10 protein-coding genes and 1 pseudogene are annotated in these 16,113 nt (G+C 63.7%); 6 read left to right on the forward strand and 5 right to left on the reverse strand.

Annotation, left to right across the window (positions count from 1 at the left end):
• Window positions 1-263 precede the first annotated feature (263 nt).
• The 3 genes from ACVW17_RS06920 to ACVW17_RS06930 all read left to right on the forward strand — a co-directional run bounded on the left by ACVW17_RS06920 (window position 264) and on the right by ACVW17_RS06930 (window position 5,875).
• On the forward strand, window positions 264-1,058 hold the full coding sequence (locus ACVW17_RS06920) for a crotonase/enoyl-CoA hydratase family protein (protein ID WP_456751142.1): 795 nt from the start codon (window positions 264-266) through the stop codon (window positions 1,056-1,058).
• A gap of 234 nt (window positions 1,059-1,292) precedes the next feature.
• A complete protein-coding gene (locus ACVW17_RS06925) occupies window positions 1,293-3,482 on the forward strand; it encodes a hypothetical protein (protein WP_456796981.1) in 2,190 nt (729 codons plus the stop codon).
• A gap of 239 nt (window positions 3,483-3,721) precedes the next feature.
• On the forward strand, window positions 3,722-5,875 hold the full coding sequence (locus ACVW17_RS06930; protein ID WP_456756356.1) for an SLC26A/SulP transporter family protein: 2,154 nt from the start codon (window positions 3,722-3,724) through the stop codon (window positions 5,873-5,875).
• Between the two features lie 105 nt (window positions 5,876-5,980).
• Here the strand turns inward: ACVW17_RS06930 and ACVW17_RS06935 are convergent, their stop codons facing one another.
• Window positions 5,981-7,357, reverse strand: coding sequence for an NAD(P)/FAD-dependent oxidoreductase (locus ACVW17_RS06935; protein ID WP_456751145.1), 1,377 nt, complete (start codon window positions 7,355-7,357; stop codon window positions 5,981-5,983).
• 49 nt (window positions 7,358-7,406) lie between these two features.
• Window positions 7,407-8,108, reverse strand: coding sequence for a GntR family transcriptional regulator (locus tag ACVW17_RS06940; protein ID WP_456751146.1), 702 nt, complete (start codon window positions 8,106-8,108; stop codon window positions 7,407-7,409).
• A 137-nt stretch (window positions 8,109-8,245) separates the two neighbouring features.
• Between ACVW17_RS06940 and ACVW17_RS06945 the strand changes: the two genes are divergently transcribed.
• Window positions 8,246-9,145, forward strand: coding sequence for an amino acid ABC transporter substrate-binding protein (locus tag ACVW17_RS06945; RefSeq protein WP_456751147.1), 900 nt, complete (start codon window positions 8,246-8,248; stop codon window positions 9,143-9,145).
• A gap of 65 nt (window positions 9,146-9,210) precedes the next feature.
• Here ACVW17_RS06945 and ACVW17_RS06950 read toward each other — a convergent pair.
• Window positions 9,211-10,708 (reverse strand): annotated as a pseudogene (locus ACVW17_RS06950) (NAD-dependent succinate-semialdehyde dehydrogenase).
• 248 nt (window positions 10,709-10,956) lie between these two features.
• Complete coding sequence (locus ACVW17_RS06955; protein ID WP_456751149.1) at window positions 10,957-11,280, reverse strand: hypothetical protein; 324 nt, start codon at window positions 11,278-11,280, stop codon at window positions 10,957-10,959.
• Between the two features lie 348 nt (window positions 11,281-11,628).
• On the opposite strand from ACVW17_RS06955, the gene ACVW17_RS06960 reads away from it, so the two are divergent.
• Together ACVW17_RS06960 and ACVW17_RS06965 are read left to right on the forward strand one after the other, a co-directional pair.
• Window positions 11,629-12,822 carry a serine hydrolase domain-containing protein gene (locus ACVW17_RS06960; RefSeq protein WP_456751150.1) on the forward strand — a complete coding sequence of 398 codons (1,194 nt, stop codon included), beginning with the start codon at window positions 11,629-11,631 and terminating at the stop codon, window positions 12,820-12,822.
• Window positions 12,823-12,979: 157 nt separating this feature from the next.
• Window positions 12,980-14,683: an AMP-binding protein gene (locus ACVW17_RS06965; protein WP_456756357.1), complete on the forward strand. Its 1,704-nt coding sequence runs from the start codon at window positions 12,980-12,982 to the stop codon at window positions 14,681-14,683.
• 197 nt (window positions 14,684-14,880) lie between these two features.
• Here the strand turns inward: ACVW17_RS06965 and ACVW17_RS06970 are convergent, their stop codons facing one another.
• The gene (locus tag ACVW17_RS06970) at window positions 14,881-15,882 is read right to left on the reverse strand and encodes an adenosine kinase (protein WP_456751151.1); all 1,002 of its coding nucleotides are present in this window, start codon (window positions 15,880-15,882) and stop codon (window positions 14,881-14,883) included.
• Window positions 15,883-16,113: the final 231 nt, after the last annotated feature.

The following is a 16,113-nucleotide window of genomic DNA, read 5'->3' on the forward strand; positions in this document are numbered from 1 at the left end:
CCGCGCCGGCTTTCGGCTATAATGCTCGCTGAAACCCCAAAAAAATCACACCCTCTGAGGAGGCCGCAACGCGGCCGTCTCGAAGGGTCGACGGCCCGGCCGGTGGCCATGCATCCGTCGAGCCGCGCGGCGGCTGTCATCGGCCGCGCTTTGCGCGGACCCGTTGGCGGCTCCTCAGGATGACGGGTCACGACCGCGGGATTGCGCGGAACCTCACTATCGATGTCACTCTCCGGGCACAAGAACAGCCCAGGGAGCGCCCCGTGACCGAATCCGATTCCGTGCTCGTCGAGCGCGATGGTCCCATCGCCATCATCTCGATCAACCGTCCGCACAACCGCAACGCCGTCGATGGCGCGACAGCGCGCAGACTGTATGAAGCATTTCTCGCCTTCGACGCCGACACGAGCGCATCGGTCGCGGTGTTCACCGGCACCGGTGGCACTTTTTGCGCCGGCGCCGATCTGAAGGCGGTGGCAGCGGGCGATCCCGAGAAGAAGCGCGAGATCGGTGGCCACAACACGATCGCGCCGATGGGACCGAGCCGGCTGCGGCTCTCGAAGCCCGTCATCGCCGCGATCGAGGGCTATGCGGTCGCCGGCGGCATGGAGCTGGCGCTGTGGGCCGACATGCGCGTGGTCGCCGAGGACGCGACCTTCGGGGTGTTCTGCCGCCGCTTCGGCGTGCCGCTGATCGATCTCGGCACCATCCGCCTACCGCGGCTGATCGGCCATTCGCAGGCGATCGATCTGATCCTCACCGGGCGCCCGGTCGGCGGCGCCGAAGCGCATCGCATGGGGCTCGCCAACCGGCTGGTTGCAAAGGGCGAGACGCGTGCGCACGCCATCGCGCTCGCCAAGGACATCGCAAAATTCCCGCAGAACTGCATGCGTGCCGACCGCCTGTCGGCGCTGCGGCAATGGGACCTCGAGGAGGAAGAGGCGATCAGGAACGAGATGCGCGGCGGGCTCGATGTGATCGCATCGGGCGAGACGCTGGCGGGTGCGGCACGCTTCGCCTCCGGCATCGGCCGTCACGGCGCCTTCGGCAAGGAATAGCCCATTTGCGTCACGCAGACGAGGCGGTCCACAGCAGACCCCGCATCGCCTGAAGCTTGCGTGACGCAGATTCGGTCGAGCGATCAGCACGTTGCGTCGTGCGCACCGGAAGTGTGACGACGCCGACGAACGAGGATCACACGTCGCAATGAGAAGCTTTGCCGAATTTTAACCTGACAACGCCCTCAGCGGATTGCATCCTTCACATGACACAATCCCGGGGCGGCGACTGTCATGGAGCGGTATGTTGAGCTAAGAAGGCGAGGCGAACTATTTTCGCCAGCCTTCAATTTCAAAATGTTTCTTCGTTTCACAAAAAAAATATCATCGCTACGGACAACGCGTGCGCTGTCTCAAATCACCAGCGTCGAAATGCCGTACCTCGATGCAGTCACCGGCGATGCAGTGGCCGCGCGACCAGATATTCTTCTCGATGTTTCGGCGACGGCGCTGGAACACATGCAGCGGCGTTTACCAAAAGCGTGGTCAGGCCTGACCCGCACTGATCTTTTATATGTTTTTGCTTCAACTGCCGCACACAATCTCAAGCCTTACGGCGAAGGGTGCCCGTCGCAGGGGTTCAGCGCACTGCTGAATTCCGAGTATCTCGACTGCTCGAATTACGGACTGCTGGCCTATTACTTTTCACGTCTGCTGCTCAGTGAGGCTGATCGCAAGCCGCTCAGCTTCGTCGGATGGGACGGAGGAAAAGTCGGAAATCATCAAATGCTGTTCCTGAGCGACCGTGGCATGGCGCCGCACCTGGCGATCGATCCGACACTCGGGATCGCCTGCATCGCGAGCTTTGACGATATCGCATCCGGCAAGCCGATCCCACCGGATGCGATTGCAATCATCGGCGCGACGGAACAACTCAGCGCTTCGCGGGTTGCCTTTGTTACAGCTTTGCTGGAGGGGCAGTTTCGACCATCCGATCTCCTGTACTACTTCCCCACCGTCGACGACTATCTCACCCGGTACGGTAATCCGTTCGATTGGCCGACGCCGGCCATTTCCATCCTGCGAGACCCGGCATTCCGGAGATCGTTGAGGCAATCAAGGCCGATGCACAGCGTTATTCAGACCAGATCGCGCAGCATTCTCGTTCTGTACGACCCAAATGCCTTGGCGACGGAATTCGTCCGTCAGCACCTGATGGCGATCCAGCGCCATTCCAGGCACGACGTAGCTTATGCTGCCGCGACGTTCGACTGCAGGGCCGATTTTCCACTCGAACTGTTCGACGCGCTGGTCATCCATTTTTCGGTGCGCATGCCGTTCGAGACAATGTCGCCTTCCTTCGTCGAACTCGTCTCCAACTTCGACGGACCGAAGGTGCTGCTGATACAGGACGAATACGACATGCCGCGAAAGGCATGCGCCTTGATCAGAAAACTTGGCGTCGACACGATCTTCACGACCGTGCCCCGACCGCTTGTCGAGAAGTTCTATCCGCCCGACGAACTCCCGAACGTGAAGTTCAGGTCGTGCTTGACCGGCTACGTCCCCGACGAACTACCGTTCGAGCTAGCGAGACCGCTTTCGGAGCGACGACTTTGGCTGGCCTATCGGGGTCGCAAGCTTCCGATCTGGTACGGGCAACTGGGATTGGAAAAATCGACCATCGCGCAGCGCATGAAGAGCGAATGCGCTGCGCGCAACGTTCCACATGACATCGAATGGGAGGAAGACAAGCGCGTCAATGGGCCCGCCTGGTTCAACTTCATGACGGATGCTAGGGCAATGCTCGGCACGGAGAGCGGCGCCAATGTCATGGATGCATGGGGCGACATTCGCAACGCAGTCCAGACCATGGCCAGAGAGCATCCGGAGCTCAGCGATGACGAGCTCTACAGCAATGTCGTGGCACCGCACGAGAACAACGTCAGCATGGGCCAGATGAGTCCAAAGTTCTTCGAAGCGATTGGACTGAAGACCGGGTTGGTATTGTTCGAAGGCTCCTACTCCAACGTGATCAGGCCCGACGAGCACTACATTCCGCTGCGAAAGGACTACAAGAATCTCGATGACGTGCTGAAACGGCTCGCCGACGTGGCCGGCCTTCAAGACATGGTTGATCGCACCTATCACGAGGTCATTGAGAGCGGCGCATATGGATACGACAGGTTTGTCGGCGATATCGACGACGCGATCGAGCAAGCCAGCACGCTCGGCCCGCCGCGCGAAAGGCGGCCGACCTTTGCTCTGGTGCGCGTCGACGCGCAATGCAAGAGCTGGTCGGCGGTGACGCCGCACCTCCCGCTTACTGCTCCGATTACGATTCGCCCACCGCCGCCGCCAGATCGCCTGCTCACGGGCGGGGCGCGTGACCTCTGGCTCAAGGTGCCGGAGAAAGTGCGGACGCCGTTGTCAGCCCTGCTTGGGACGCCGGCACGGCGCATCAAGGCATTCTATCAGCGATGAGCGGCACATGACTTCCCGCCCGGGGAAGACTTCGCGACGCGCTGATCTTGCGCGATGACTTCATAACGACGCGATCGCCGGTCACGAGCTCCCCGGCGGGCGCGCGTTGGGAACCGGCTGTCACAAAAATCCTGTTGTCGTCCTGCGCCGAGCTCGTCTACGACTGGCGGCTAGAGTTCAGGATATTTTTTAACGTGATTAGTCGGTCGCTTTATTTCGGCTCGCGGGCACGGCGGGCGATGCATGACATTCTCGGCGGCGGTGCGGCCAGCGTGCTCGGCATCACATTCGGGCTGTCCTACGCGCTCCTGATCTTCGCCGGGCCATTGTCACCCTATCTGTCATACGGCGTCGCGGCGACATTCATCTCCTCGGCGGTGCTCGCGAGCTTGATTGCACTCGGCAGTTCGCTGCCATTCGCGGTGGCCGGCCCCGACAGTTCCACCGCGGCGGTGACGGGAATCCTGATGGCCTCGCTGGTCGAGCGCATCGTCGCGGCCGGCCCGACGGCGCCGCTACTCGCGCCGGTGCTGATCACGCTCGGGCTCTCGACCATCGTCACCGGCATCGTGCTGTGTTGCCTGGGGTTGACGCGGTTCGGCCGTGCCATTCGCTACGTGCCGTACCCGGTGGTCGGCGGGTTCCTTGGGGCAACCGGCCTGCTGATCGTGCTGGGCGCGATCCGGGTGATCACCGGTTACCCGGTGCAGCTCAGCACTCTCTTCCATTTTACGAATATTATCACGATCTCCGAGCTCAGCGCCGCCTGCGCCATGGCGCTGGTGCTGTATCTGACCTGGCATCGCTCGCGCACCCCGTTCGGCCTGCCGATCATCCTGGTCGGCGGCGTGATCGTGGCGCATCTTGTATTTTGGATCATCGGAATCACGCCGGAGGAAGCGCACCTGACCAGCTGGACCTTCGAGCCTCCGCCGGCATCGACCTTCATGCTGCCGTGGCACGCGGCCGAGCTGGCACAATATCCATGGTCGGCGGTGCCGGACCTGCTCGGCAACATGATCGCAGTCGTGTTCGTGACGGCGGCGAGCACGTTGTTCAACACGACAGGCATCGAGGTCGCGGTGCATCGCGAGGCCAATCTCGAGCGCGAGCTCAACATCACCGGCTTCGCCAACATCCTGACCGGTGCGCTGGCCGGCTATGCCGGCTGCATCTCGGTCAGCCGCTCGATCCTGAATTTCTCCAGCGGCGGGCGCGGCCCGCTGTCGGGACTCACCGTCGCGGCGATATCTCTCTTGATGCTGGCGGTGGCGCCGCAGCTGCTCGGCTACATGCCGAAATTCGTGCTCGGCGGCCTGCTGCTCTATCTCGGCGCCGACCAGCTGCACAAATGGATGATCGAATCGCGCAAGCGGCTGTCGAAGACTGAATATGCGTCGCTGCTCGCGATCATCGTTATCATCGTGACCTGGGGCTTCGTGCCCGGCATCCTGATCGGCGTCATCATCGGCTGCGCCACCTTTGCGCTCAGCGCGGCGCGGGTCGAGGCGATCAAATACGGCTTTGACGGCTCGGAATACCGCAGCTCGCTGGATCGCTCGCGTGACGACCGCGAGGTGTTGTCGGCCCATGGCGGCAAGATCCAGGGACTGACGCTGCAAAGCTATCTGTTCTTCGGCTCCGCCAACCGGCTCTACCAGCACGTCAAGGCGCTGCTGCGCGAGCAGGCGGAGTGCCGCTATCTGCTGTTCGACTTCAAGCTCGTCACCGGCGTCGATTCGTCGGCGGCCTACAGCTTTGCGCAGATCAAGCGCAGCGCGCACGAGGTCGGCGTCGAGCTGGTGCTGGTGCATTTGTCGGCCAAGGCCGAGCAGGTGCTGCGCTCCAGCGATTTCATCACCGAGGGTGTGACCTTGATCGACGAGCTCGACCGCGCGCTGGAGTGGTGCGAGAACGAGATCATCGCGCAGCACCAGGAGCTGGCGCAGGAAGAAGCCGACCTGCGCGGCTGGTTCACGGAGATGCTCGACAGCGAGGATGACGCCGACACGTTGATCCGGCGCTGCCAGCGCATCGAGGTCGACGCCGGCGAGATCATCGTGCACGCTGGCGACGCCGCCGATTCCATGCACTTCATCCTCGACGGCCGACTTGGCATCATGATCCCCGCCGAGGACGGCCGCACCACGCGGGTGCGCAGCCTCGGCCGCTACACCACCATCGGCGAGATGGGTCTCGTCGCGCACACCCCGCGCAGCGCGACCATCCAGGCTGAGATGGCGAGCGTGCTCTATGTGCTGAACACCCACCAGTTCGCCGCGATCCGCGACGAGGCCCCCGAGCTCAGCCACAAGCTGCTGACTTACTTCGTCTCTGTGATGGCGGAGCGGCTGACGTTTGCGAATCGAACGATCGCGGTGCTGCGGCGATAGGGCTGCGTAACCCGGATGAAGCAAAGCGCGATCCGGGAATGTCGCCGGGCGGCGGGGCCCCGGATTTCGCTTCGCTTCATCCGGCTAAGCTGAAGCAAGGTTAAGCTACAGCAGCCCGCGGCTTTCGCTCGCCGCGAGTTCGGCCATCAATGCTTGGTCCTGATAGCGTGCGAGCGAAAGACTGCGCGCGAAGGCGGGCGCCGACGCGCCGACCACGGCGCGGGCGCAGAGATCGCCGGTGGCGCAGGCGCCCATCGTGCCGTAGCCGGAGAGTGCGGTTGCGAGGAACACACCCGGCGTTTTCGCAGTTCCGATCAGCGGCCAGTTTTCCTTCGTCATCGGATAGTAGCCGCCGTAGTGCACGCGCTCGCGCGGCAATGCGCCGAGATATTGCGCAAGGCGCGGCTGCAGCCGGCTCGCCGCGCGCAGCACGACCTCGGGGAAATACGGGTTCAGCTCCGGCTCGCGGACCGGCGCCGTGATCTGCTCGGCGTTGAAGGCCCAACCCAGCTTAATCCACTCGCCGTGATCGCCGCCATCCGGCCGGCAATGGATGCTGCCCGGCATCGGCGCCAGCAGGCGCGCAAACTCCGGCGCCGCGGACAGCGCCTCGCGATCGTCGTCGGACCAGGCCAGCGTCTGGCCGTCAAGATCGATCGCAAACGGCATTTTGCGATCGACCGCGCGGTTGCGATCGGCGAACGCGATCTTCTGCTGCAGCACGTTGACGATCGGAAGCGCTTCGCCATGCATCGCCGCGACCTGCGCCGCGAACGGGCCGGCGGCGTTGACGATGAGGTCGGCCTGGATGGTCTGCCGCGCGCCATCGGCCAGCACCTCGACGGTGAAGCGATCGGTCTTCGCGATGCCGACCACCTTTGCCTGCTGGAACTGCGCGCCCAGCGGACGCATGGTCTCCAGCATGTATTGGCCAAGCTGCTGGCCGCTGATGTCGCCGGCACGCCGGATATGCAGCGCGGTCGCGATTTCCCTGTCGAAACTCGGGTAGTGCGCCTGAATCAGATCGCGGCCCTGCAGAACGTCGACGCCATCAGGCGCGCTCTGCCAGTCGGCCGAATGCGGCGGCACATAGCCGCGGCCCGATCCTTCATGCAGACGGATCAGCTTTGCCGCCTGTGCGCCATAGCCGGCATGGAGTTGCTGCAACAGCTCGTCGGGCTTCGCTTCGCGCGTGACCAGGAGATAGCCGCGCCGCGTCATGTGGATGCGGTTGTCGCTGCGCCGCGCGATTTCCTCCATCAGGTCGGTGGAGTGGTTGGTGAAGTCGGCCATCGTCGGATGCGGCCACCAGTTGCGGTAGTTCTCGCCCGACTGCGCCGACGTCAAGGCCATCGGCTGGCCCTCATCGACGATCAACAGCCGCGAACGCTTGTGCTGGACGGCGAGGTAATAGGCCGTGGCGATGCCAACGATGCCGGCACCGATCACCAGGATTTCGACGTCATTGGTCTTCACACACATTTCTCCATGGCGCGCAGCGGGCCGGCGATGGTTCACATTGCTGGAGCGATCAGACCGGCCGCTCTGGACCGGCATCGCGCAACGCCTGACGCTGCGCCGAACGCAACGTCTTCTGCGTTTCCTCGATGTGATCGCGCAACAGGCGGACCGCCTTCTTGACCTCACCGCCGCGGCAGAATTCGAGCAGCCGGTAGTGCTCGCGCTGCGGACGCTCCTTGCCGGTTGCCTGCGACACCAGCGCCCGGGTGAAGCGGCCGACATGGCCGTAATTCGCCTGGATCATTGCCAGCAGCCGCGGGCGATTGCACGGCGCGTAGAGCGTGGCGTGGAATTTCCAGTTGAAGGCGCCCCATTGCGCCGGATCGGGCTCGGCGTCGTAGGCCTGCAGGATTTTCGTTGCCGCCTCGAGATCGATTTCGCCCATCGCGGGGATCGCCAATCGCAACGCGTGACACTCGAGCGCGATCCGGATCTCGAGCAGCTCGATCACCTCGTCGATCGACAGGTCGGAGACCACCGCGCCGCGGTTGGGCAGGAAGGTAACAAAGCCCTCGGCCTCGAGCTGGCGCAGCGCTTCGCGCACCGGGATGCGGCTGGTCCCGAACCGCGCAGCGAGCTCGTCCTGGCGCAGCTGCAGTCCGGGGGCGAGCTCGCCCGAACTGATCGCCGCCCGCAAGGCCTCGCGCACGGCGTCCGGCGCGGACCCGTGAGGTCCAGCTCCTCGATGACTGGTGGTGATTACGGGTTCCATCCGGGTTCTCTCGATGGTGGCCGAGGTCAGATATCCGATCTGATCGGTATTGTATAAAATCGATTTGCTGATTATGCAATGTTGTGTATAAAATCTGGCTTGATCATATCCAATGGCAGCCGCCCACGAGAAAACTGATGATTCAAGCCATCAAGTCATTGATCTTTTTCATGTTTCTCGCAGCTGCGATATCCACGTCGGCGCAAGCCCAATCACCGGGTGGCACGCTGGCCAAGATCCGCGACGCCGGCGAGATCCGGCTCGGGCACCGCGACGTTTCGGTCCCATTCTCCTATCTCGACGACAACCAGAAGCCGGTCGGCTTCGCGATGGACCTCTGTGGGCGGATCGTCGACGCGGTGAAAAGCGAACTCAAGCTGCCGGCGTTGCAGATCAGGCTGCAACCGATCCAGCTCTCGACCCAAATTCCGCTGATCGAGAACGGCACCATCGACATCGTCTGCGGGCCGGCCACCAACACGCTGGAGCGGCAGAAGGTCGTCGCCTTCAGCAATACGATCTTCGTGTCGACCATCCGCGCTGTCGTGCAGAAGGACGCGCCGATCAAGACCTTCGAGGACCTCGGCGGCCGGCCGGTCGCGCTGACCTCGGGCTCGACCTCGATCGGCCTGTTGAGCGCGCGTGCCCAGGAGAAGAACTTCCAGACCAAGAACATCCTGACGGCGGACCATGCCGCGTCGTTCCTCGCGCTGACCACCGGGCGCAGCGATGCCTTCGTGATGGACGACATCCTGCTGGCGAGCCTGATCGCGGGCAGCCGCAACCCGGCCGACTGGCGCATCATCGACGACAGCCTGCGCACCGAGCCCTACGGGCTGATCATCCGCAAGGGCGATCCGGAGTTCAAGGCGCTGGTCGACAACACGCTGGTCGCGATGATGAAGAGCGGCGAATTCCAAGAGCTCTACGCCAAATGGTTCACGCGGCCGATTCCGCCGAAGAACGCAAACCTGAATTTCCCGATGACGGCGCCGCTGAAGGACGCCGTCGCCAATCCGAACGACAAGGGCGTGTGACCGAGCAACGAGCCCGGCCCTGATCCAATCAGAGCCGGGCTCGAGCCAGAAAATAATGTCCGGGATCAGACGCCGGCCATCATCACGTATTTGATCTCGACATACTCATCCATGCCGTGGCGCGAGCCTTCGCGGCCGAGGCCGCTTTCCTTGACGCCGCCGAACGGCGCGACTTCGGTCGTGATCAGGCCGGAGTTGACGCCGACCATGCCCGACTCCAGCGCCTCGGCGACACGCCAGACCCGGCCGATGTCGCGCGAGTAGAAGTACGACGCGAGGCCGAACGGCGAGGCATTGCACATCGCGATCACGTCGGCCTCGTCCTTGAAGCGGATCACCGGCGCGAGCGGGCCGAAGGTTTCCTCCTGCGCCACCAGCGCGTCCGGCCGCACATCCGACAGCACGGTCGGCTCGAAGAAGCTGCGGCCGAGCGCCGAGCGCTTGCCGCCGGTCACGATCTTGGCGCCGCCCTTCACGGCGTCGGCAATGTGCCGCTCGACCTTTTCGATCGCCTTCATGTTGATCAGCGGTCCCTGCGTCACGCCTTGCTCTGTGCCGTCGCCGATCTTCATCGCCGCAACCTTTTTCGACAGCTTCTCGACGAACTGGTCGTAGATCTTGTCCTGGGCGTAGAGACGGTTGGCGCAGACGCAGGTCTGGCCCATGTTGCGATATTTCGAGACGATGGCGCCTTCGACCGCGGCGTCGATATCGGCGTCGTCGAACACCACGAAGGGCGCGTTGCCGCCGAGCTCGAGGCCGAGCTTCTTCACGCCGACCGATGCCTGCCGGTACAGGATCTTGCCGACATTGGTCGAACCGGTGAAGCCGACGAACCGCACCGCCGGATGCTCGCACAGCACCTTGCCGATCGGCGGTGCATCGCCGGTGATGATATTGAGCACGCCCTTCGGCACGCCGGCCTTCTCGGCCAGTACCGCCAGCGCGAGTGCGGACAGCGGCGTCTCGTTGGCGGGCTTCAACACCACGGTGCAACCGGCGGCCAGTGCCGGCGACACTTTGCGGGTGATCATCGAGTTCGGGAAATTCCACGGCGTGATGGCGCCGCAGACACCGATCGGCTGCCGGATCGCGAGCAGCCGCGCATCCGGACGCTGGGTCGGAATCGTCTCGCCATAGACGCGACGGGCCTCTTCCGCGAAGAATTCGACATAGGCGGCGCCGATATCGACCTCACCGAGCGCCTCCGCCAGCGGCTTGCCCTGCTCGGAGGTCAGGATTAGCGCGAGGTCCTCGCGATTGGCGATGATCAGGTCGAACCATTTGCGCAGGATGTTGGAGCGCTGTTTCGCGGTCAGCTTGGCCCAGGCCGGAAACGCGCGCTGCGCGGCCTCGACGGCTCGGGTCGCATCATCGGCGCCCATCTGCGCGATCTTGATCAGTTCGACGCCGGTGGCCGGATTGTTGACCGCGAATTCGGGGGGTGCCGACCCAGGCGCCGTCGATATAGCAGCGATCGCGCAGCAGCGACGGGTCCTTCAGGCGGCTTTCGAGCGAGGATGCTGCGGATAGCGTGGCGCGTGCGGCAACGGGCGGGGTCATGGCGTTACTCCTGAATTTCTTTGGAAGGGTATTCGCCTCTTATATAAGCGGAAATGCGTGGAGATGCATTGTCAGTGGCGCGAGTCTGCTGGCCCGCAAATGCGGCCCTCTCCACGTCATTCCGGGGCGATGCGGAGCATCGAGCCTCAGGGGCGCAACTGCGCCCCGGGGAATCTCGAGATTCTCGATGCGCAATTGCGCACCTGAGGGTCTGTCCTCCGGACCATCCCGGAATGACATTGCTTTCGTCAGACCGCCCCGCCCGACATGTAGGTTTCACGACGGCCGATCATGCGTTCGGCCGCGGCCTTGGCATCCGCCTTGGTCGAGGTCGCGCAGGTCCGGTATTCGAGATCGGCCTGCGCCCTCGCATCGCGCCGGCCGAACCAGGACTTGGTGCCGGTCTGCAGCAGGGCCAGCGCCTGGGCGACATTGTCGACTGCCTCGAATGAGTGCAGCGCGCCGGTAGCCGCGTAGCGGACTTCGTAGAGGCCTGGGCTGATCGGCGCCTCGATGTTCTCGCCGCGGCCCGGCCGCGGATAGCGCTTCCATTCACTCCATGTCGAAATCATTGCTGCGTCCCCGTAAGGCGCGAAACGACGAATCTTTTCGTCAAATGCATCCCAATTCGCCGCACCTTTTGTGCAGCAATCTGAATGCGTTAGTGCAAATAAACAGGTACGGAAATCAACCTCCCGATCACGTTACCGTGGCCTCCGTCCGGGGTCATCCGGGCTTGTGCGGAGTCCACCGCAAAATCTGCATGCGTGGTGAACGCCTCCTCAGCATGGCCGTTCCTGTGCGGCCCGCCTTTCACGACATCGCGACATCACCGCATCGCGGCCGCCTTGCGGGAGCGGAAAAGCGGGAGGATGATCCCGCCACTTCAAAACAATAAACCCCACCGGAGGACGCCCCCAATGCAGAGCAAAGCTCAGATTGATCAGGTATTGCGGCAGAAGAGCGAGGCAAAGGAGATTCCCGGCGTGGTCGCCGTCGCGGCCACCGGCACGGATGTGATCTACGAAGGCGCGTTCGGCAAGCGCGATCTCGCCAAGAGCGATCCGATGACCGTCGACAGCGTGTTCTGGATCGCCTCGATGACCAAGGCGGTGACATCAGCGGGCGCGATGCAGCTGGTCGAGCAGGGCAAGCTGTCGCTCGACGAGCCGATCGGCAAGCTGTTGCCCGATCTCGCCGCGGTTAGGGTGCTCGACGGTTTCGATGCCAAGGGCGAGCCGCAGCTGCGCCCGGCGAAAAAGCCGATCACGCTGCGCCAGCTGATGACCCACACCGCCGGCTTCGCCTACGACATGTGGGACGTCAATCTCGGCAAATATCTGGAGAAGACCGGCACGCCGGGCATCATCACCTGCCTCAATGCCGCGTTGAAGACGCCGATCATGACCGACCCCGGCACGCGCTGGGAATACGGAACCAATATTGATTTCGTCGGCAAGGCCGTGGAGGCGGCATCCGGCAAGAAGCTCGATGCCTATCTGCGCGACAACATGTTCGCACCGCTCGGCATGAGCGACACCGGCTTCAAGATCTCCGACAACATGCGCAAGCGGCTGGTCGGCATGCATGCGCGCGGCGAGGACGGCACGCTGGCTGCGATCCCGTTCGAGCTCGAGCAGAACCCTGAATTCCACATGGGTGGCGGCGGCCTGTATTCGACCGCGGCCGACTACATCAAGTTCTGCCAGATGATCCTCAACAAGGGCAAAGGCAACGGCAACCAGGTGCTGAAGGCCGAGACCGTCGCGACGATGGGGCAGAACCACATCGGCGAGCTCACTGTCGGGAAGATGCCGACGGCGGCGCCGATGTACACCAATGACGTCGACCTCTATCCCGACATCGTCAAGAAGTGGGGACTGAGCTTCCTGATCAACACCGCCAAGACGCCGGAAGGCCGCAGCGCCGGCAGTCTGGCCTGGGCGGGCCTTGCCAACACCTATTACTGGATCGATCCGGCACGCGACGTCTGCGGCGTGATCCTGACCCAGCTGTTGCCGTTCGCCGACAAGCACAGCCTGGAAGCCTTCGCGGGCTTCGAGAAGGGCATCTATGCCGGACTCGACGCCGGCAGCGGACAGCGGGCGGCCTGAGGTTCCAATCAAGCACCGAGAAATCCCTCCCCTCGCGGGGAGGGATTTTTCGTACCCGCCATAGGTCGGGCCTGTCCCGTCGGCACCAAACGACTAAGATCGCGCAAAAAAGCGCGACGACACGAACACGACCACGAGGAGGACGATCTTGGCACCGATCTTGGCACCCACCCCCAAGGCAGACAGCTATGTCTGCGGTATTTCCGACACGCCGCTGCTCGGCGAAACCATCGGCCACAGCCTCGACCGCGCACGGGCGCGCTGGGGCGATCGCGAGGCGCTGGTGTCGCCGAGCCACAATGTGCGCTGGACCTGGAACGAGTTCGCCGAGCGTGTCGAGGCGGTCGCCGCAGGCTTCCTCGCACTCGGCCTGCAACGCGGCGAGCGGATCGGCATCTGGTCGCTGAACCGGCCGGAATGGACGCTGACGCAATTCGCCGCCGCGAAAGCCGGGCTGATCCTCGTCACCATCAATCCGGCCTATCGCTTGAGCGAGCTCGAATTCGCGCTGCGCAAGGTCGGCTGCGCCGCGATCGTGACCGCGACCGCGTTCAAGACCTCGGCCTATATGGAGATGATCAACACGCTGCTACCGGAGCTTGCGAGCGCCACACCCGGCCAGTTGCGATCGGCGCGGCTGCCGCAACTGCGCGCCGTGATCCAGATCGGCGGGCCGGCGGCACCGGGCACGATTCCGTTCGAGCAGGTCGCGCAGATGGGCGGGGACCGCCATCGCGAGCAGCTCGCGGCGCTCGGCGCCAGCCTGCAATTCGACGATCCGGTCAACATCCAATTCACCAGCGGCACCACCGGCTCGCCCAAGGGCGTGACGCTGACCCATCACAACATCCTCAACAACGGCTACTTCACCGGCCGCGCCATGCGTCTGACCGAGCAGGATCGCATCTGCATTCCGGTGCCGCTCTATCACTGCTTCGGCATGGTGATGGGCAACCTCGCGTCGGTCACGCTCGGCACCACCATGGTCTATCCCGGCGAAGGCTTCGATCCGCTGGCGACGCTGACGACGGTCGCGCAGGAGAAATGCACGACGCTGTACGGCGTGCCGACCATGTTCATCGCCGAGCTCGACCATCCGGAATTTTCCCGCTTCGACCTGTCGTCGCTGCGCACCGGCATCATGGCCGGCGCGCCCTGCCCGATCGAGGTGATGAAACGCGTCAACACCGAGATGAACATGGATGAGGTGACGATCGCCTACGGCATGACCGAGACCAGTCCGGTGAGCTTCCAGAGCGCGACCGACGATCCGCTGGAGCGCCGCGTCTCCACCGTCGGCCGCATCCATCCGCATGTCGAGGTCAAGGTCGTCGATCTCGACGGCCGTGTGGTGCCGCGCGGCGAACGCGGCGAGCTCTGCACCCGCGGCTACAGCATCATGCTCGGCTATTGGGACGAAAAGGAGAAGACGTCGGACGTGCTCGACGCCAATGGCTGGATGCACACCGGCGATCTCGCTGTGATCGACGACGAAGGCTATTGCAACATCGTCGGCCGCATCAAGGACATGGTGATCCGCGGCGGCGAGAATCTATATCCCCGGGAGATCGAGGAATTCCTCTACCGCCATCCGAAGATCCAGGACGTGCAGATCTTCGGCGTCGCCGACAGCCGCTATGGCGAAGAGCTGTGCGCCTGGGTCAGGGTCAGGCAGGGCGAGACGCTGACCGCGGACGAAGTGCGCGCCTTCTGCCAGGGCCAGATCGCCCACAACAAGATCCCGCGCTATGTCGAGTTCGTCGAGGAATTCCCGATGACGGTGACCGGCAAGATCCAGAAATTCGTGATGCGCGACGCGGTCGAGCAGCGGCTCGGATTGAAGGCGGCGAAGACGGCGTGATGCTCTTTCTTCTCCCTCGCCCCGCTCTCTTGTCCGCCGAAGCTCGCCTTCGGGCGAAGGCGGATGCGGGGAGCGGGTCGGGGTGAGGGGCTGCTTCCGCGAGTTGCGACGGGGGTGAGACCTGTACACCCTCACCCGGAATGGATCTCGCGATGCATTCCGACCTCTCCCCGCAAGCGGGGCGAGGTAAGAGGCGGCTAAACCAGCAGCCCCTGCTGCTTCGCCAGCTCCTTCAGCGACACCAGCGGCCGGGCGCCGATGTGCTGGATCACTTCGGCGGCGGCGAGCGCGCCGAGACGGCCGGCGTTTTCGTGGCCGATATTGCGCACCAGGCCGACCAGGAAGCCGGCGGCGAACAGATCGCCGGCACCGGTGGTGTCGACGAGCTTGTCGATCGGCAAGGCCGGTGCCGATGTGACGTCATTCCCCGAGATCACGACGCAGCCCTTCTCGCTGCGGGTGACGACGCCGAGCTTGGTGTCCTTGCCGAACTGCTTCAGCGCGGTGTCGAAGTCGGAGGTCTGGTACAGCGAGTGCAGCTCGGATTCGTTGGCGAACACGAGGTCGACGATGCCCTTGCGCATCAGATCGAGGAACTCGTCGCGGTAGCGATCGACGCAGAACGAATCCGACAGCGTCAGCGCGACCTGGCGGCCCGCGCCATGCGCGATCGTGGCCGCCTTCACGAAGGCGTCCTTGGCGTTCTTCGGATCCCAGAGATAGCCTTCGAGATAGATGATGCTGGCGGACGCGATCTGGGCGGGATCGATATCGTCCGGCGTCAGGTCCTGCGCGGCGCCGAGATAGGTGTTCATGGTCCGCTCGCCGTCCGGCGTCACCAGGATGTAGCAGCAGCCGGTGGCCGGGCCGGTCTTGGCCGGCGCGGTGTCGAAGCTGACGCCGGCGGCGCGGATGTCGTGGACGTAGAGCTTGCCGATCTGGTCGTCCTTGACCTTGCCGACATAGGCGGCGCGGGCGCCGAGATTGCCGACGCCGACGATGGTGTTCGCGGCCGAGCCGCCCGACACCTTGGTCGCCACGCCCATGTCGCTGTAGATCGCGCTGGCGCGCGCCTCGTCGATCAGCTGCATCGAGCCCTTGGTCATGCCGTGACGGCCGAGGAATCCCTCGTCGGTCTGCACCAACATGTCGAAGATCGCGTTGCCGATCCCGAGAACGTCATATTTTGCGTCAGCCATAGACCTGCCCTGTGTTAACGCCACCCAACAAGAGCCGCGACCTATCACGTTAGGCCTTGGGGCAGCAAGGGAAGCTCTACTTCCGCCATCCTGAGGAGCGCGGAACGCGCGTCTCGAAGGATGTACGGCCCGGATTGTGGCCGATTCACCCTTCGAGGGCTCGCTGCGTTCGCGCCTCAGGATGACGGGTTTAGTACAGTGCCGCTGGCGACAAGACCTGCGGCTGCTATA

The sequence above is a fragment of the Bradyrhizobium sp. USDA 4473 genome, assembly GCF_054063335.1.